This is a genomic window from Variovorax sp. GW531-E2, from assembly GCF_059423125.1.
In genome coordinates this window covers 32,230-50,603 of sequence record NZ_JBWKXQ010000046.1, presented here as the reverse complement: position 1 = coordinate 50,603, position 18,374 = coordinate 32,230, and the positions used below count along the sequence as shown (strand labels likewise).

Below are 18,374 nucleotides of genomic sequence, written 5' to 3'. Positions count from 1 at the left end.
CCCCCAGCCACCACGCCGCCAAGACCAGCGCCGACACCGGCATCAGCGCCGTGAACAGCGCCGCCTCGGCGCCCCGCAGCCGGGCGGCGCCCGCGTACCAGAGCAGGAAGCCCGCCACCGTCGGCACCAGCGCGTAGTAGGCCACCCCGGCCAGCGCCTCGGCCGGCACCGGCTGAAGCCAGGCGCGCTCCAGCAGCGCAGGAACCACGGACAGCAGCAGCCCCAGCGCGACCATCGCGGTCGATTGCACGAGCGGCGCCAGCGGCACGCGCAGCCGCTTGTTGAGCAGGATGAACAGCGACTCGAGCGCCACCGCCCCCAGCACCAGCAGGTTGCCGAGCAGCGCGGTCGACGTGCGCTCGCCACCTCCGTCGCCCGGACGCAGCGTGATCGCCAGCACGCCCAGGCTCGCGAGCACGATCCCGCCCACCAGGTAGCGCCCCGGCCGCTCGCGCAGCGCCAGCACGGCCACCAGCGCGGCCATGGCCGGCAGCGTGCCGGTCACCACGCCCGCATCGGCGGCCGGTGCCCAGCGCACGCCCAGGATCAGCAGCACCGTGTAGCCCACGCTGCCCGCCGCCGCCTGGCCCAGCAGTAGCAAGGCGTCGTGGCGGTCCGGGTGCGGCCAGCGCACGCGCAGGAACCCCATCAGCGCCACGAACACGGGCAGCGCCAGCGCAAAGCGCAGCGCGGTCGCCGTGAACGGCGGCAAGCCGCTGGCGATGAGCTTGCTCGCGACCACCGTGCTGCCGACCGTGACCATCGCGAGCGCGCACAGCCACATTCCCTTGCTTCGTTCCGACATGCTGATCGCCTTCCATTTTGCAGAAAGCGCGAGCGTCTCCCGCCACGGGCGCGGCGGTCTTGAACGAAATTGCAGGAATCGAGCTAGCGCGCCGCCGCGTACGCCCCGGGCGTGAACCCCAGGAAGCGCACGAAAGCCCGCGTCATGTGGCTCTGGTCAGAGAAGCCCGCGCCGGCCGCGGCATCGGCCAGCGCCCTGCCCTGCGCGATCAGCCGGCGGGCACGCGACAGCCGGCACTGCTGCAGCCAGGCATGCGGCGGCAGCCCGAAGGCGGCAGCAAAGCCGCGCAGCAGCTGGTAGCGGCTCAGACCGGCCTCGCGTGCAAGTTCGGCGAGCGTGGGCACGTGGAGGCAATCGTCGGCGATGCGTGCACGCGCACGCTCCATCGCTTCCGGTGCCACGCGTTTCGGCGATTCCGGGGCCCGCGCGCCAGGCGCATCGCGCAGCAGCTGCAGCACGCCCTGCTCCAGCGCCAGCGCGTCGTCGCCGTCAACGACGGCCGCGAACAGTCGGTCGAAGCCCAGCCGCAGCGCCGGATCGCTCAAGACCGGCCGCGTCAACTCGAACCCCGTCGGCACCCCGTCCGACAGCAGCGCGGGCGCCAGATGCAGCATGCGCCACGCCCGCGCTTCGCCGCGCATCGCGACACCGTCGTGCACCTCGCCCGGATTCACCGTGATGACATCGCCGCGCACCGCCTCGACCGCGCCACGCCCGCTGGCCGAGCGCTGTCCGCCGCGGTCCATCACGCCGATGCCGAACACGTCGTGCATGTGGCGCGGAAAGCTGCGCTTCGATTCGGCCGCGATCGCCTGCAGGCCCGGCAGCGCCGAGCCGCGGATGCGCACGGCATCGACAGGCGCGGAGCTCGACGGCGACGCCATGCCGGAAAACCTCAGCGCGCCTGCTTCGCCAGCCAGCCGCGCAGCCGCTCGACGCCCTGCACCAGCCGCTGCGGGTCTTTCGACGCGAAGCACCAGCGCAGCCAGCCCTGCGCCTCGGGCGCGAAGGCGTTGCCCGGCGCGAGCCCCAGGCCGGCTTCGGCGACCAGGCGCTTGGCGAGCTCGAGCGAATCGCCAAAGCCTTCGAGCCGGAAGAAGGCGTACATGCCGCCCTTGGCCGGCGCCACCTGCACGCCCGGCACGGCCGCCAGCAGTGGCACCAGCGTGTCGCGGCACTGCTTCAGGTGCGCGACCACGCGCGGCGTGATGTCGGCCGTGTGCTCCAGCGCCGCGATGGCGGCGCGCTGCGTGAACACGCTGGCGCACGAGGTGTTGAACTCGATCAGCTTGCCGATGCCGTCGACCATCGCCGGCGGCAGCACCAGCCAGCCGAGGCGCCAGCCGGTCATGAGGAAGCTCTTCGAGAAGCTGTGCGTCACGACCAGGCGGTCATCGGGCGTCGAGATGTCGAGGAAGCTCGGCGCACAGCCATTCGGCGTGGGCTCGAAGTACAGGCGCTCGTACACCTCGTCGGCCAGGATCCAGGTGCCGGTTTCGCGGCAATGGTCGAGCACGGCCTGCTGCTCGTCGCGCGTCATCGTCCAGCCCGTGGGGTTGTTCGGCGCGTTGACGATCAGCAGCTTCGTCTTCGGCGTGACCGCCGTGCGCAAGGCGGGCAGGTCGAGCGTCCACTGGCCGTTCACCGGCACCAGCGGCACGGTGCGCACCTGCGCGCCCATGATCGCCGGCTGCGCCGTGAGGTTGGGCCACACGGGCGTGACCGCGACCACGTCGTCGCCCGCGTCGACCAGCGCCTGCACCGCAAGCATCAGCGCGCTCACGCCGCCCGAGGTGACGGCGATGCGCGAGGCGTCGACCGTCGGGTGCAGGCGGCTGGTGTAGCGCGCGATGGCTTCGCGCAGTTCGGGCAAGCCGAGGTTGTGCGCGTAGAAGGTTTCGCCGCGCTGCAGCGATTCGATGGCCGCCTGGCGGATCACCTCGGGAGTGACCTCGTCGCTCTCGCCGAACCAGAAGGCGAGCACGTCGTCGCGGCCCATGCCGGCATTGGCGACTTCGCGGATCTTCGAGGCTTCGAGGTGGTGGATGGCTTCACGCATGTCGGGGGGTTCCTGTGCTGTCGGGGTCATGCACCTCAGGGGCGCTTCATCTTGCAAGAGGTGGGCTGCTCGGCGCGTTCGGGCGCGATCGTCTTGATCACGCGAAAGCCGTAGCCCGAGCCCTCGACGTCGAACTGCACGCCGGGCTTGCCCTGCTTGTCCATCACGCCCACTACAAGTTGCTGCTGGAACTGGTGGTCGGCCGCGCGCATGCGCCCGCGCTGGCCGTACAGGCTCACGTCGGCCTGCTCCAGTGCGCGCGCCAGCGGCACGGCCTCGGTGCTGCCCGCGCGTTCCAGCGCCTGCGCGAGCGACTCGACCAACAGCTGCATGCGCATGTGCACGTAGTCGTCGGCCGGGCGCGGAAAGCGCGTGCGGAAGGCGCGATAGAAGGCTTCGGACTGCGGCGTCTGCACGTTCGGCAGCCAGTCGGCCACGGCGACCACGCGGCCGATGCCCGCGTCGCCGATGGCGGCCGGCGCGCCCAGCGCATTGCCGTAGAAGGTGTAGAAGCTGCCGTTGAAGCCGGCTTCGCGCGCGGCCTTCACGAGCAGCGTGAGGTCGTTGCCCCAGTTGCCAGTGACCACCGCCTGCGCGCCGCTGGCGAGGATCTTGGTGGCGTAGGGCGCGAAGTCCTTCACCTTGCCCATGGGGTGCAGCTCGTCGCCGACGATTTCCACGTCGGGGCGCTGCACGCCCAGCTGGCGGCGCGACTCGCGCAGCACGGCCTGGCCGAAGCTGTAGTCCTGGCCGATCAGGTAGACGCGCTTGAGCGCCGCGTCGTCCTTGACCACGTCCATCAGCGCGGCCACGCGCATGTCGGCATGGGCGTCGAAGCGGAAGTGCCAGAAGCTGCAGCGCTCGTTGGTCAGCACCGGATCGACGGCCGAGTAGTTCAGGAAGATCGCGCGGCGCGACGGGTCGCGCTCGTTGTTCTTGTCGATGGCGTCGATCAGCGCCGCCGCCGTCACCGACGAGTTGCCCTGCAGCACGATGCGGGTGCCGTCGTCCATGGCCGCGCGCAGCGCCGACAGCGCCTCTTCGTTCTGGCCCTTGCTGTCGTAGCGGTCCAGTTGCAGCGGCCGCGCGCCGCCGGCCAGCTTCACGCCGCCGCGCGCGTTCACGCGCTCCACGGCCCACTGCAGGTTGCGGAACACGGCCTCGCCGGTGTTGGCAAACGGGCCGCTCATGCTCTCGATGAGCGCCAGCCGGATGGGGGCGGGTTGCGGGGCCTGGGCCAGGCCGGCGAACGGGGTCGCGCATAGCGCCGCCGCTGCGAATTTCAAGGCCTGGCGGCGCCAAATAAAGGGGGTTTTCATTGTCTTGAAACGCGTGCCGATGCGCCTAGATGAGGTGTCAAGCGGCACTCACGATGGAAAGGCCGCGCAGTGTAAGGGACACACATTCCATGTCCCCATTGTGTTCATTCACCCTGGAGTTTTCGCCATGTTCTTCACCCCCACCCACCGCGCGCATTTCGCTCCCCGTGCCCACGACCGCGCTTTCGAGCGCTTCGTGAACGAGGCTTTTGCCGGCGCCCGCCGCTCGCCTCTGGTCGAGCAGGACGACAAGAGCTGGACCCTGTCGCTGGACGTGCCCGGCCTGTCGCGTGAAGACCTGTCGGTGGCCATCGAAGGCGCCGTGGTCCGCATCGAAAGCAAGGCCGAAGCCAAGCGACAGATCAAGCTCGCCTACGAGCTGCCGCAAGCCATCGACCTGGCCACCAGCGAAGCCAAGCTGGAGAACGGCGTGCTGACCCTGAAGCTCGGCAAGCTGGTGCCGGCAAGCCAGGTTTCGAACTTGCAGATCAACTAGTCCCGGCGATGCCCCCACGAAGAAAATGTTAGTGACAGCTTGTTTTGACTTTAAACAAGCGCCGTATTCACAATAGTGCCGGATAACGTCACATGATGTGACGATTTATTAGTACTTTCTTCTTCGTGGGCATCTCGTAAACGCATCGAGTTCCCGGGCGGTGCGGACAGCGGGTGTGCCTCAAGGCACCATGAAAACGCACCTGCAGTCAGCCAATGACAACGAACGGTCCGACACGCTCCTGATCTTCCTGCCAGGGGCCTACCTCAAGCCCGAAGAGTTCGAGCGCGAGGGTTTCATCAGCGCCGTGCGCGAGCGGCACCTCGCAGCCGACGCACTGCTGGTCGATGCGGACGTCTCCTACTACTACGACCAGACCCTCAGCGAGCGGCTGCACGCCGACGTCATCGAGCCGCAGCGCGCCAAGGGCTACACCTCGATCTGGCTGGTCGGCATTTCCATCGGCGGATTCGGCGCGCTGATCCACGAACTGGCGCGGCCGGGCTCGGTGGACGGCATCGTGGCGCTGGCGCCCTACCTGGGGCGCCGCGTGCTCGGTGCGGAAATCAAGAAGGCCGGCGGCCTGCGCGCCTGGCAGGCGCCCACCGGGCCGCAGCCCGACGAGGAACCCGACCGCAAGCTCTGGCCCTTCTTCCAACAGTACCTGGCGCCGAAGCCTTCCCAGGACCTGCCGCCGCTGTACCTGGGTTTCGGCCTGGCCGACCGCTTTGCCAGCAACCACAAGCTGCTGGCCGACGCCCTGCCCCCGGGGCGTGTGTTCACGACCGAAGGCGGCCACGACTGGCCCGAGTGGCGCCAGCTGTGGCGCAACGTGCTCGACGTGCTGCCGCTGCCCTCGCTGGGGCGCGCACGGCCGCAGCCGGCTATGCGGTTTCCGGCAGCGGCGTCTCGGGCGTCATCAGCGATGCCATCGGCCATCGCGGCTTGACGTCGAAGGCATAGCGCTCCGAGGCCTGCGACAGGCCTGATTGCAGCCGCATCGCCGCCGCCATGGCGATCATGGCGCCGTTGTCGGTGCACAGGTGCAGCTCGGGGTAATGCACGCGCACCTTGCGCTTGGCGCAGGCCGCGTTCAGCTGCTCGCGCAGGTTCTTGTTGGCCCCCACGCCGCCGGCCACCACCAGCCGCTTCAGGCCGGTCTGGTCCAGCGCCGCGAGCGACTTCTTCAGCAGCACCTCGACGATCGCCGCCTGCGTGGAAGCGGCCAGGTCGGCCTTGCGCGCCTCGAGCTGGTCGCCGAGCTTCTTGGCCTGCGTGAGCACGGCCGTCTTCAGCCCTGCAAACGAAAAATCGAGGTCGCCGCTGTGCAGCAGCGGTCGCGGCAGCTTGAAGGCCGCGGCGTCGCCGCCTTCGGCCAGCTTCGCGAGCCAGGGGCCGCCGGGATACGGCAGGCCCATGAGCTTGGCGCTCTTGTCGAAGGCCTCGCCGGCCGCATCGTCGATGGTCTCGCCGAGCAGCTCGTAACGCCCCACGCCGTCGACCCGCATCAGCTGCGTGTGGCCGCCCGACACCAGCAGCGCGACGAACGGGAATTCAGGCGGATCGGCACTGAGGAACGGCGACAGCAGATGCCCTTCGAGGTGATGCACGCCCAGCACCGGCTTGCCCAGCGCCACGCCCAGTGCGCAGGCCACGCCCGCGCCCACGAGCAGCGCGCCGGCCAAGCCCGGGCCGCGCGTGTAGGCCACCACGTCGATCTCGGCCAGCGAGCGCCCGGCCTCGGCCATGACGGCTTCGGTGAGCGGCAGCACGCGGCGGATGTGGTCGCGGCTGGCCAGCTCGGGCACCACGCCGCCGTAGGCCTGGTGCATGGCGATCTGGCTGTGCAGCGCGTGCGAACGCAGCAGCGGCAGCGCGTCGCCGTGCGACTCGACCAGCGCCACGCCGGTCTCGTCGCAGGATGATTCGATTCCCAACAAGAGCATGGCGCCGAGTGTAGGGGCCGCCCGCCGGCGGCGCCCGCGAAGGGGCAAGCAAGGCACGGAAGTTGCACGAGCGGAAGGCGCCCCTTCCGCGCCCCCACGAATGACTTCCGGCCTGAGCTTCCTGATCGCCGCGCGCCGATGCGAGATCGACGCGCTGGACCAGCTCGCGCGCACCAGCGAGCTGGTCGGCGCCATCGGGCGGCTCGTGCATGCGCTGCAGCGCGAGCGCGGCATGTCGAACGTGTTCCTGGCCTCGCACGGCGGGCGCTTTGCCGACCAGCGCGGCCCGCAGATCGCCGAATGCCTGGCGCTCGAGCAGCAGGTGCGCGCCGGCTTCGACCGGCTCGAGGCCGAGCACCACCGCGCGGTGGGCGCCGGCCATGGCGCGCGCCTGTTCAGCCGCATCGCCTGGGTGCTGCCCGGCCTGGACGCCCTGCCCGCGCTGCGCCGGCGCATCGACGCGCTCGAACTCCAGCCGGCGCAGGCCGTGGCCGCCTTCGCCAAGCTGGTGGCCGGCCTGCTGGCGGTGGTGTTCGAGGCGGCCGACGGCGCCACCGACCCCGAGATCTCGCGCCTGCTGGTGGCGATGTTCAACTTCATGCAGGGCAAGGAGTTCGCCGGCCAGGAGCGGGCCTTCGGCGCCGCCGCGCTCGCGCTGGGCCGTGGCGACGAGGCGCAGCGCCAGCAATGGCGGCACCTCATCGAGTCGCAGGAGCGCTGCTTCCAGGTCTTCATCGATTTCTCGGGCGACGCGGTGCGCACGCTGTGGCACGACAGCCAGTCGGACGCCGTGCTGGCCGAACTCGAGCGCCTGCGCCGCAAGGGCGCCACCTCGGTGCCGGCCGACGCGCTGCTGAGCCAGGCCTGGTTCGACTGCTGCACGCGGCGCATCGATGCCATGCAGACGGTCGAGAACCGCCTCTCGGCCGACCTGCGCGCGCTGTGCGACCACAAGACCGCGCAGGCGCGCAGCGAGCTGGCGGCCTACCGGCAGCTGCTCGGCACGCTGGCCCCGCAGGCCGGCGGCGCGCTCTTCTTCGACGATGCCCAGCAGGCGCAGGATGCCACGCCCGCGCAGCTCGGGCGCCACCTCGAACGCTCGGTGCTCGACATGGTCCAGGAGCAGTCGCAGCGCCTGCAGGCCATGAGCGACGAACTCGACACCGTGCGGGCCTCGCTCAACGAACGCAAGATCGTCGAGCGCGCCAAGGGCCTCCTGATGGCGCACCGGCGCCTGAGCGAGGCCGAGGCGCACAAGATGCTGCGCCAGACCGCCATGAACCAGAAGCGCCGCCTCGTCGACGTGGCCGAGTCGATGCTGGCCATGGCCGACTACCTGCCGCTCGAGCCTGCACCGCGGCGCTGAGCCGGGCCGCTTGGATTGGTGCAGCGCACAACAACTGTGCGTCGCCCAGTTTCGCAGGCCGGCTGGAACTTTCCCCTGCACCGGCGCGCCCTGCCAGCTATCTTTTCCATAGCTTCCAACGGCAGGTTCGAGCTGGCACGTCGCTTGCGTAGTCCTTGGCACGGGACCGCAAGGTCTCAAAGGCAGGTTGCACCCAACGGCGGGTGCGGCCCACCGAACCGGACAAAGGCGTCCCCATCCCGCAAGGGCTCGTTCACGAGCAGCCCCTGCGCGGTGCGGACGCCTTTTCGTTTTTGTCTTTCACTTCTGGAGCCCCGCCCATGTCCGATCTGCTGCTGAAAACCAAACTGAGCCGGCGCCGCGTGCTGCAGGCCGCCGCCCTCGGCGCCGTGGGCATCGACCCCGCGCTGCGTGCCGCCGTCTGGGCCCAGGGCTCGGACAAGCCCGAGAAGGAAGAAGTGAAGATCGGCTTCATCCCGCTGACCGATTGCGCCAGCGTGGTGATGGCCTCGGTGCTGGGCATCGACAAGAAGTACGGCGTGAAGATCGTGCCGAGCAAGGAAGCCAGCTGGGCCGGCGTGCGCGACAAGCTCGTGAACGGCGACCTCGACATGGCGCACGTGCTCTACGGCCTGGTCTACGGCATGCACCTGGGCGTGAGCGGCCCGAAGAAGGACATGGCCGTGCTCATGACCCTGAACAACAACGGCCAGGCCATCACGCTGTCCAAGAAGCTGGCCGACAAGGGCGCGGTCGATGCCGCCTCGCTCGCCAAGCTCATCGCCAAGGAAAAGGGCGAGTACACCTTCGCCCACACCTTCCCCACCGGCACGCACGCCATGTGGCTCTACTACTGGCTCGCCTCGGCCGGCATCGACCCGTTCAAGGACGTGAAGAACATCACCGTGCCGCCCCCGCAGATGGTGGCCAACATGCGCGTGGGCAACATGGACGGCTACTGCGTGGGCGAGCCCTGGGGCCAGCGCGCGATCATGGACGGCATCGGCTTCACCGGCATCACGACGCAGGACATCTGGAAGGACCACCCCGAGAAGGTGCTGGGCTGCACCGCGGAGTTCACGAAGAAGTACCCGAACACCGCGCGCGCCGTCACGGCCGCGATCCTCGAGGCCGGCAAGTGGATCGACACCGGCCTGCAGAACAAGAACAAGATGGCCGAGACCATTGCTGACAAGAGCTACGTCAACACCAGCGTGGACGCGATCAACCAGCGCATCCTGGGCCGCTACACCAACGGCCTGGGCAAGAGCTGGGACGACCCCAACCACATGAAGTTCTACAACGGCGGCGCCGTGAACTTCCCGTACCTGTCGGACGGCATGTGGTTCCTCACGCAGCACAAGCGCTGGGGCCTGCTGAAGGAGCACCCCGACTACCTGAAGGTGGCCACCGAGATCAACCGCATCGACATCTACAAGCAGGCCGCCGCCGCCACGCAGACGCCCGTGCCCAAGGACGTGCTGCGCACCAGCAAGCTCTTCGACGGCACCGTCTGGGACGGCAAGGACCCGAAGAAGTACGCCGAGTCTTTCAAGCTCCATGTCTGAGGAGAAACGCACCATGGTCAGCGCTGTCTTCCATTCCCCGCTCGACGCCGTGGCCTCGCAGGTCACCGCGCCCGTGGTGTCCAGGCCCCTGGCACCCGCCCCCACCGTTGCAGTCGCTGCGGCGGCACCCGTGCCCCGCACCCGCACGCCCCTCGATCTGCGCGCCTTCTGGATGCGCGTGCTCCCGCCGTTCCTGGGCTTCGGCCTGCTGGTGCTGGTGTGGGAGATCGTCGCCATGAAGAGCACCACCGGCTTTCCTTCGCCGCTGGCCACCTGGCAGCAGGCGCTCACGGTGTTCAGCGATCCGTTCTACAGCAAGGGGCCGAACGACCAAGGCGTGGGCTGGAACGTGCTGTCGTCGCTGCAGCGCGTGGCGCTGGGCTTCGGCCTGGCGGCGGCGGTCGGCATTCCGGCCGGCTTCGCCATCGGGCGCTTCGAGTTCCTCTCGCGCATGTTCAACCCGCTGATCAGCCTGCTGCGCCCGGTGTCGCCGCTCGCGTGGCTGCCCATCGGCCTCTTGGTGTTCAAGGGCGCCAACCCGGCCGCGATCTGGACCATCTTCATCTGCTCGATCTGGCCGATGGTCATCAACACCGCCGTGGGCGTGCAGCGCGTGCCCAGCGACTACATGAACGTGGCCAAGGTGCTCAACCTCAGCGAATGGAAGATCCTCACCAAGATCCTCTTTCCCGCCGTGCTGCCCTACATGCTCACCGGCGTGCGCCTGGCCGTGGGCACCGCGTGGCTGGTGATCGTCGCGGCCGAGATGCTCACGGGCGGCGTCGGCATCGGCTTCTGGGTGTGGGACGAGTGGAACAACCTCAACGTCGCCAACATCATCATCGCGATCTTCGTGATCGGCATCGTCGGCCTGGTGCTGGAGTTCGCGCTCATCAAGCTCGCCACCGCATTCACGTTCGAAGAGGTGAAGTCATGAACGACGATTCGAAGTACATCGAGATCCACAACGTCGAGCAGGCGTTCAAGACCCCCAAGGGCCGCTTCGTCGCGCTGCGCGACGTGAACCTGAACGTGGCCAAGGGCGAGTTCGTCACGCTCATCGGACACTCGGGCTGCGGCAAGTCGACGCTGCTGAACCTCATCGCCGGCCTGACCACGCCCACGCAGGGCGTGCTGCTGTGCGCCAACAAGGAGATCAAGGGCCCGGGGCCCGAGCGCGCCGTGGTGTTCCAGAACCACTCGCTGCTGCCCTGGCTCACCTGCTTCGAGAACGTGTACCTCGCGGTCGAGCGCGTGTTCGCGGCCACCGAGAACAAGGCGCAGCTGCGCGAGCGCACCGACGCGGCGCTCGCGCTGGTGGGCCTCACGCCCGCGGCGCAAAAGCGCCCCGGCGAAATCTCGGGCGGCATGAAGCAGCGCGTGGGCATCGCGCGGGCGCTGTCGATGGAGCCCAAGGTGCTGCTGATGGACGAGCCCTTCGGCGCGCTCGACGCCCTCACCCGCGCCAAGCTGCAGGACGAGCTGCTGGCCATCGTGCAGAAGACGCGCAGCACGGTCGTCATGGTCACCCACGACGTCGACGAGGCCGTGCTGCTGAGCGACCGCATCGTGATGCTCACCAACGGCCCGGCCGCCACCATCGGCGACGTGCTGGCGGTGGACATCGCGCGGCCGCGCAACCGTGTCGCATTGGCCGAAGACCCGGCCTATGTGCATGCGCGCAAGGCGGTGATCGATTTTCTCTACACGCGCCAGGCGCATGTGGAGAAGGCCGCGGCCTGACCCCGCAGGCGCGGCACCACGGGCGTCAAGACATGATGACCTGCAGGCTGTGCTCGTACCAACCGGTCAGGCGCTCGAAGGTGTCCACGAGCGCCTCGCTGGAACGCACCAGCGTGGCGCGCCCCTCGGCGCTGTCGAGCGCCTGCACGCCACCGACGAGGCGCAGCCACTCGTCGCGCGCGCTCGCCAGCCCGGCGCGGATCTCGGGCGAGCTGAGCGGCGCACGCTCCAGCTCCAGCAGCGCGGCTTCGAATTCGTTCATGGTCGGCAGCAGCCGTTCGCGCGAGGCACCGGCCGCGAGCGTCGAGGCCAGCAAGGCGTCCTTGGCGAGCCGCTGTGCGCGCATGCGCTGCCGTCCGCAGATGTTGACGATGCGCAGCGCGCGCCGCGCACCCGACGCTTCCAGCGCGTCCGTCAGCGACTCGGCCGCCGACAGCAAGGCCTCGCCGCGCGCATCGATCGCAGCCAACCCCTGCGACGCGGGCTTGGCAACCAGCAGTGCGGCCAGCGCGAGCCACGCGGCCTGCACCTCGCCGAGCGCCTGCACGCCGGCCGGGCCCAGCTCGAGGGCCGTCAGATGATCCAGCGTCTGCTGCACGCGCTCGGTCGACTGCGTGCGCAGCACGCGCGCACGCTGCGCATCGATGCCGGCCGCGAGCTGCGCCGCCACGCGCACCAGCCGCTGCGAGAGCATGCGCAGCTGGCCCGCGCGGTTGATCGCCTCGGCCCACTGCGCGGCCTCGATGACCGAGCGCGACACCTCGCCCAGCCGCAGGTTGGCGTGCATCGCGGCGCCGCGCAGCAGGCCGAAGGCCTCGTCTTCGCCGATGCCGCGCGCGGACATCAGCAGGCCCTTGGCACGGTCGACCCACTTGCGCTCGTCCATGCGCGTGCGCAGGGCGTCGAGTTCGGTGCGCAGCGCGGCCTCGCGGGTCCAACGGGCCTGCGCCTGCGCGATCAATGCGGCGAGCGCATCGGCGCTCTCGATGGGTACCCACCCGTGCACGCCCGCGGCCACGAGCGCCGCATGCTGCGCGCCGTCCAGCGGCGCGCTCATCACGCCCAATGCACACGGCGGTGCGCCGCCCCAGGGGGCCAGCGCATCGAGCAGCGCGTCGAGCTGCGGCTCTGTTTCATCCAGATGCACCAGGACCATCGACGGTGCAAGCGCCTGCGTCCGCTGCACCAGCGTGTGGCAGCCCGCGCGCCCGAGCACCGCGACGCCCGCGGCATCGATCGACTGCTGCAGCGACGCCGGCAAGGGCTCGCCTTCAGCGGGTTCAGGGGAAAGGACGACGAGAAGGGACATGGCGGCAAGGTGTGGCAAGGCCCGGGAAGCATAGGCCACGCCAGCCTGCATTCGCAGGCACGCCTCTTGCATCGAAGGGGGCACGGTGTAACGAAGCACCGCTTTGGTGAGGCTGCAGGTTCCTGCATCCAACCCGGCCATCCCCAGGCCGGGCCCACCCCCATGCCGACGGCGTTCGCCGCCGGTACCCCGACTCCACCCCTGTCCGTCGACACGACCGCTGCCCGGTCGCGTCGCGGCTTTTTGCACCTTTGAACACCATGTCCGGTTTCAGGAATTTCTTGCAGTCAGGCCACAGTCCGACCCTGTTCGCGGCCTTCCTGTACTTCTCGTTCTCCTGCTGCATCTGGGTGCTCAACGGCGCCATGGCGCCCTTCATCGGCGAGACCTTCAACCTCTCGCCCGCGCAGAAGGGCCTGATGCTGTCGGTGCCGATCATCGCCGGCGCGCTCATGCGCTTTCCGCTGGGCCTGCTGTCGCAGTACATCGGCCGCAAGAAGGCCACGCTGGTCGAGATGGGCCTCATCGCCGTGGCGATGCTGTTCGGCTTCTTCTTCGTGAAGAGCTTCAACGACCTGCTCGCGATGGGCGTGCTGCTGGGCATCGCGGGCGCGAGCTTCGGCGTGGCGCTGTCGCTGGGCTCGGGCTGGTTCCCGCCGCAGCACAAGGGCCTGGCGATGGGCCTGGTGGGCGCGGGCAACGTGGGCACGGCCGTGTCGGTGCTGGTGGCGCCGCCGCTGGCCAACTGGCTGGGCTGGCAGGCGGTGTACGGCGTGGCCGCGGTCGCCATCCTCATCCCGATGGTCGTGATGGTGGTCTTCGCCAAGGAGCCGCCGGACGTGGACCCGCACGGCAGCTTCCGCGCCCACATCGCCTGCCTGTTCGAGAAAGACGGCTGGGTGTTCAGCCTGATCTACGGCGTGACCTTCGGCGGCTTCATCGGCCTCACGACCTTCCTGCCCTCGTACTACTACGACCAGTTCGGCGTGAGCAAGGTGCAGGCGGGCCAGCTGACGATGCTCGCGGCCTTCATGGGCGCGGCGGTGCGCATCGTGGGCGGCTGGCTGTCCGACCGCTGGGGCGGCGTGAACACGCTCACGGTGGTGCTGCTGGTGGTGGCCGTGGGCCTCGTGCTGGTGGGCTTCTCGTCGGGCTCGCTGGCGCTCACCACGCTGCTGCTGATCGTGTGCTTCGCCGCGCTGGGCGCGGGCAACGGCGCGCTGTTCCAGCTGGTGCCGCTGCGCTGGCCCACGAGCACGGCGGTGGCCGGCTCGATGATCGGCGAGATCGGCGCCCTCGGCGGCGGCCTGGTGCCCAACGCCATGGGCCTGTCGAAGCAGTACCTGGGCAGCTATGCCTGGGGCTTCGTGTTCTTCGGTGCGCTCTCGCTGGCGATGCTGGGCGTGATGCGCGTGATGCAGATCCGCTGGACGCGCACCTGGGCCGAAAAAGGCGGACGCGCGCGCGTCACGCCAGCCCCTGCGGTTGCCAAGCCCTCGCCCGTTCGCAAGGCCGCCCGTTCATGAGCCTCTTCGCCCGCCCCCGCTCAACGTGGCAAGAAAAGCAGCCACACGATGAGCAGCACGTTGAACAGCACCGACACGCCGAGCGCGAGCTGGTACAGCGCGAGCGGGTCGCGGCGGATCAGCGGCGTGCCGGCGGGCGCGTTCACGGGGCGCGAGGCGCCGCGCTCCAACGCGAGCAGCATCTCCTCGGCGGTCTCGAAGCGTTCGCGCGGATCGCGGGCCACGGCCTTGCGCACGAGGTGGTCGAGCCACACGGGCACGTCGGGCCGCAGGCGCGAGAGCGCGACCGGGTCGCGCCGGTAGCGCGCCACCTGGTAGGGCTCGATCTCGCCGTAGGGCAGGTGCCCGCCCAGCCATTGGTAGAGCGTGGCACCGAGCGCGAACAGGTCGCTGCCCGCGTCGGCCACGCCGCCTTCTTCCCATTGCTCGGGATTGATGTAGCTCGGCGTGCCCGCATGCAGCTCGCGCTGCGCCGCGCCCTCGCGGCCCGAGATCGCCACGCCCAGGTCGAGGATGCGCCAGCGCCCGTCGTCGCCCCGGTGCAGGTTGCCGGGCTTGATGTCGCGGTGGACCACGCCGTGGCGGTGCAGCCGGCCGAGCGCGCGGCTCACCTCGATGGCCGCGGCCACCACCTCGGCCACGGTGCCGCGCGTGCCGTCCTTGCGCATCTGCTCGAGCGTGCGCCCGCCGTGCCAGTCGAACACGATGTACAGCGCGCTGGCGTCGGGCGCACGCTCGTGCACGCGCACGAAGCCGCCGCCCTGCCCCACGCGCTGACCCAGCCAGGCCTCGTGCGCCAGCATCGCGCGCTCCTGCGGGTCACCGGCGCGCGAGGGGTGCAGGGTCTTGAGCGCGACCAGTTCGCGCGTGACCGGATGGCGCGCCTGGTACAGCAGGTGCACGCCGGTGTCGGCCACCAGGCCGGTGACGACGTAGCCGTCGAGCACGTCGCCCACCTTGAGCCACGGCGGCGGCGCCAGGCGGCGGCCGTCGCCGAGTTCGTCGTCGAGCTGGCGCGCGTCCAGCCCCACGACGCGGATCACCAGCGCGGTCGCGTTGTCGCGCGTGCCGGCGGCCAGCGCCGCCTGCACCAGCGCTTCGCTTGCTGCCTCGGCATCGCCCTGCAGTGCGAGCGCGGCCACCTGCTGCGGCTTGAGCACGCCGTGCACGCCGTCGGTGCTGAGCACGAAGCAGTCGCCCACGCGCACGTCGCCCTGCAGGTAGTCGACACGCACCTGGTCGTCCAGGCCGATGGCGCGCGTGAGCCGGCTGCGCATGTCGGGGTGGTCGAAGGCGTGGTCCTGCGTGAGCAGCTGCGCGGGTTCGCCGTCGGCGCGCACGCGCCAGGCGCGCGTGTCGCCCACGTGGGCCAGCGTGTAGCTCTGGCCGTGCAGCACCAGCGCGGTGAGCGTGGTGAGCGCCGTGCCGGCGCCCTCCTGCTTGCCCTGGCGCCGGCGGTTGTGGTCGGCCAGCCAGCCGTTCTGCGCGCCGATCAAACGGTCGAGTGCGGCGGTCGACTCCCAGGTCGCGGGCGTGGCGAAGTAGTCGGCCAGCAGGCCCATCACCGTGGTCTGCGCCGCTTCGCGGCCGCGTCCGCCGCTGGAGACGCCGTCGGCAATGGCCGCGATGAGCCCGCGTGCCTCGTCGCCGGCCGGCGCATGCACCGTGCCGGCGAAGTCCTCGTTCGCGTCGCGCGGCCCGCGCTGGCTGCTGTAGCCGATGTCCACTTCAAAGCTCATGGCGCGATTCTGACCGCGCGCCGCGGGCCGTCGTTCGGTTGATTTCCCTGAAAGGTCCCGCCCCATGAAGAAAATGAAACTCGTGATGGTCGGCAACGGCATGGCCGGCGTGCGCACGCTCGAAGAGCTGCTGAAGATCGCACCCGACCTGTACGACATCACCGTCTTCGGCGCCGAGCCGCACCCCAACTACAACCGCATCCTGCTGTCGCCGGTGCTCGCGGGCGAGCAGACGGTGGACGAGATCGTGCTCAACAGCTGGGAGTGGTACAGCGACAACCACATCACGCTGCACGCCGGCAAGAAGGTGGTCGAGGTCGACCGCGTGAACCGCATCGTGCGCGCGGAGGACGGCACCGAAGCGCCCTACGACCGCCTGCTGATGTGCACCGGCTCGAACCCCTTCATGCTGCCCGTGCCCGGCAAGGACCTGAAGGGCGTGATCGCCTACCGCGACATCGCCGACACCGACTACATGATCGAGACCGCGCGCACGCACAAGAACGCGGTGGTCATCGGCGGTGGCCTGCTCGGCCTCGAAGCGGCCAACGGCCTGATGCTGCGCGGCATGACCGTGACGGTGGTGCACGTGATGCCCTGGCTCATGGAGCGCCAGCTGGACGACGTGGCGGGCAAGCTGCTGCAGAAGTCGCTCGAAGACCGCGGCCTGAAGTTCCTCATGGGCGCGCAGACGCAGGACCTGGTCGGTGGCGACGATGGCCGCGTGAAGGCGATCCGCTTCAAGGACGGCACCGAGGTCGCGGCCGACCTCGTGGTGATGGCCGTGGGCATCCGCCCCAACGTCGAGCTGGCCGAGAAGATGCGCCTGCACTGCAACCGCGGCATCGTCGTGACCGACACGATGCAGACCGTGACCGACGCGCGCATCTACTCGGTGGGCGAATGCGCGGCGCACCGCGGCATCGCCTACGGCCTGGTCGCACCGCTGTTCGAGCAGGCCAAGGTGGCGGCCAACCACCTGGCGCTGTTTGGCATCGGCCGCTACCTCGGCTCGCTCACGTCCACCAAGCTCAAGGTCACGGGCATCGACCTGTTCAGCGCCGGCGATTTCATGGGCGGCGAAGGCACCGAGGAGATCGTGATGAGCGACCCCTTCGGCGGCGTCTACAAGAAGCTGGTGCTCAAGGACGACAAGCTGATCGGCGCCTGCCTGTACGGCGACACGGTGGACGGCAGCTGGTACTTCAAGCTGCTGCGCGACGGCCGCAGCGTGCACGACATCCGCGACAAGCTGATGTTCGGCGAATCGAACATCGGCGACACCGGCCACGAAGGCCACAGCAAGGCCGCGAGCATGCCCGACGATGCCGAGGTGTGCGGCTGCAACGGCGTGAACAAGGGCACCATCTGCAAGGCCATCAAGGAGAAGGGCCTGTTCACACTCGACGAGGTGAAGAAGCACACCAAGGCCAGCGCCAGCTGCGGCTCGTGCACCGGGCTGGTCGAGCAGATCCTGATGTTCACCGCGGGTGGCGACTACTCGGCCACGCCGAAGAAGAAGGCGATCTGCGGCTGCACCGACATGAGCCACCAGGACGTGCGCGACGCGATCCGCAAGGAGCACTGGCTCACGCACGACGCGGTCTACCGCGGCATGGGCTGGCGCACGCCCAACGGCTGCGCCACCTGCCGCCCGGCCGTCAACTACTACCTGATCAGCACCTGGCCGAAGGAGGCGAAGGACGATCCGCAGAGCCGCTTCATCAACGAGCGGAGCCACGCCAACATCCAGAAGGACGGCACCTACTCCGTCATTCCGCGCATGTGGGGCGGCCACACCACGCCCGACGAGCTGCGCCGCATTGCCGACGCGGCCGACAAGTACAAGATCCCGACCGTCAAGGTCACGGGCGGCCAGCGCATCGACCTCCTGGGCGTGAAGAAGGAAGACCTGGAAGGCGTGTGGAAGGACATCGGCATGCCCAGCGGCTTTGCGTACGCCAAGTCGCTGCGCACGGTGAAGACCTGCGTGGGCAGCGAGTGGTGCCGCTTCGGCACGCAGGACAGCACGCAGATGGGCAAGGACCTGGAGCGCGCGCTGTGGGCCATGTACTCGCCGCACAAGGTCAAGCTGGCCGTGTCGGGCTGCCCGCGCAACTGCGCCGAGGCCGGCATCAAGGACGTGGGCGTGATCGGCGTCGACTCGGGCTGGGAGCTGTACGTGGGCGGCAACGGCGGCATCAAGACCGAGGTGGCGCAGTTCCTCGTGAAGGTGAAGACCGCCGAGGAAGTGATGGAACATGCCGGCGCCTTCCTGCAGCTGTACCGCGAGGAAGGCTGGTACCTGGAGCGCACCGTGCACTACATCGGCCGCGTGGGCCTGGACTACGTGAAGAAGAAGATCCTCGAAGACGCCGAGGGCCGCAAGGCGCTGTGGGAGCGGCTGCAGTTCGCGCTCGACGGCGAACCCGATCCGTGGTTCGAGTCGGCGCAGGCCTCGGTGGACGTGCGGCAGTTTGCGCCGCTGAGCGTGTGAT

The 18,374-nt window shown here is 69.4% G+C and carries 15 protein-coding genes; 8 read left to right on the top strand and 7 right to left on the bottom strand.

Annotation, left to right across the window (positions count from 1 at the left end; all coding sequences use genetic code 11):
• The 4 genes from AC07XP_RS23080 to AC07XP_RS23065 form a co-directional block, all read right to left on the bottom strand.
• Nucleotides 1-805: DMT family transporter (locus tag AC07XP_RS23080; protein ID WP_495265972.1), on the bottom strand; the 805-nt coding region annotated here is incomplete at its 3' end.
• Nucleotides 806-888: 83 nt separating this feature from the next.
• On the bottom strand, nucleotides 889-1,689 hold the full coding sequence (locus AC07XP_RS23075; RefSeq protein WP_495265971.1) for a helix-turn-helix transcriptional regulator: 801 nt from the start codon (nucleotides 1,687-1,689) through the stop codon (nucleotides 889-891).
• Nucleotides 1,690-1,700: 11 nt separating this feature from the next.
• Nucleotides 1,701-2,894: a pyridoxal phosphate-dependent aminotransferase gene (locus AC07XP_RS23070; RefSeq protein ID WP_495265970.1), complete on the bottom strand. Its 1,194-nt coding sequence runs from the start codon at nucleotides 2,892-2,894 to the stop codon at nucleotides 1,701-1,703.
• Nucleotides 2,895-2,899: 5 nt separating this feature from the next.
• Entirely contained in the window at nucleotides 2,900-4,183 is a 1,284-nt protein-coding gene (locus tag AC07XP_RS23065; RefSeq protein ID WP_062475434.1) for a branched-chain amino acid ABC transporter substrate-binding protein, read from the bottom strand.
• Between the two features lie 127 nt (nucleotides 4,184-4,310).
• Here AC07XP_RS23065 and AC07XP_RS23060 point away from each other — a divergent pair, with 127 nt between their 5' ends.
• Entirely contained in the window at nucleotides 4,311-4,679 is a 369-nt protein-coding gene (locus tag AC07XP_RS23060; protein WP_159276089.1) for an Hsp20/alpha crystallin family protein, read from the top strand.
• 190 nt (nucleotides 4,680-4,869) lie between these two features.
• Nucleotides 4,870-5,628, top strand: coding sequence for an alpha/beta hydrolase (locus AC07XP_RS23055; RefSeq protein WP_307588906.1), 759 nt, complete (start codon nucleotides 4,870-4,872; stop codon nucleotides 5,626-5,628).
• Here AC07XP_RS23055 and tsaD read toward each other — a convergent pair.
• A complete protein-coding gene (gene tsaD, locus AC07XP_RS23050; protein WP_159271055.1) occupies nucleotides 5,564-6,625 on the bottom strand; it encodes a tRNA (adenosine(37)-N6)-threonylcarbamoyltransferase complex transferase subunit TsaD in 1,062 nt (353 codons plus the stop codon). The two genes, AC07XP_RS23055 and tsaD, sit on opposite strands and share 65 nt — an antisense overlap.
• Before the next feature lie 100 nt (nucleotides 6,626-6,725).
• On the opposite strand from tsaD, the gene AC07XP_RS23045 reads away from it, so the two are divergent.
• From AC07XP_RS23045 to AC07XP_RS23030, 4 genes are all read left to right on the top strand, one after another.
• A complete protein-coding gene (locus AC07XP_RS23045) occupies nucleotides 6,726-7,991 on the top strand; it encodes a nitrate- and nitrite sensing domain-containing protein (RefSeq protein WP_495265969.1) in 1,266 nt (421 codons plus the stop codon).
• 320 nt (nucleotides 7,992-8,311) lie between these two features.
• Nucleotides 8,312-9,559 carry a CmpA/NrtA family ABC transporter substrate-binding protein gene (locus tag AC07XP_RS23040; protein ID WP_062475451.1) on the top strand — a complete coding sequence of 416 codons (1,248 nt, stop codon included), beginning with the start codon at nucleotides 8,312-8,314 and terminating at the stop codon, nucleotides 9,557-9,559.
• 13 nt (nucleotides 9,560-9,572) lie between these two features.
• Entirely contained in the window at nucleotides 9,573-10,496 is a 924-nt protein-coding gene (ntrB, locus tag AC07XP_RS23035) for a nitrate ABC transporter permease (protein ID WP_495265968.1), read from the top strand.
• Nucleotides 10,493-11,302: an ABC transporter ATP-binding protein gene (locus AC07XP_RS23030; protein WP_070063125.1), complete on the top strand. Its 810-nt coding sequence runs from the start codon at nucleotides 10,493-10,495 to the stop codon at nucleotides 11,300-11,302. Before ntrB ends, AC07XP_RS23030 begins: the two co-directional genes overlap by 4 nt.
• A 25-nt stretch (nucleotides 11,303-11,327) precedes the next feature.
• On the opposite strand, the gene AC07XP_RS23025 is transcribed toward AC07XP_RS23030, so the two are convergent.
• The gene (locus tag AC07XP_RS23025; protein ID WP_495265967.1) at nucleotides 11,328-12,611 is read right to left on the bottom strand and encodes an ANTAR domain-containing protein; all 1,284 of its coding nucleotides are present in this window, start codon (nucleotides 12,609-12,611) and stop codon (nucleotides 11,328-11,330) included.
• 260 nt (nucleotides 12,612-12,871) lie between these two features.
• Between AC07XP_RS23025 and AC07XP_RS23020 the strand changes: the two genes are divergently transcribed.
• Entirely contained in the window at nucleotides 12,872-14,137 is a 1,266-nt protein-coding gene (locus tag AC07XP_RS23020) for an MFS transporter (protein WP_139702821.1), read from the top strand.
• Nucleotides 14,138-14,157: 20 nt separating this feature from the next.
• Here the strand turns inward: AC07XP_RS23020 and AC07XP_RS23015 are convergent, their stop codons facing one another.
• A complete protein-coding gene (locus AC07XP_RS23015) occupies nucleotides 14,158-15,876 on the bottom strand; it encodes a bifunctional protein-serine/threonine kinase/phosphatase (RefSeq protein ID WP_495265966.1) in 1,719 nt (572 codons plus the stop codon).
• 64 nt (nucleotides 15,877-15,940) lie between these two features.
• On the opposite strand from AC07XP_RS23015, the gene nirB reads away from it, so the two are divergent.
• A complete protein-coding gene (gene nirB / locus AC07XP_RS23010; RefSeq protein WP_495265965.1) occupies nucleotides 15,941-18,373 on the top strand; it encodes a nitrite reductase large subunit NirB in 2,433 nt (810 codons plus the stop codon).
• The last annotated feature ends 1 nt before the right edge of the window (nucleotide 18,374 follow it).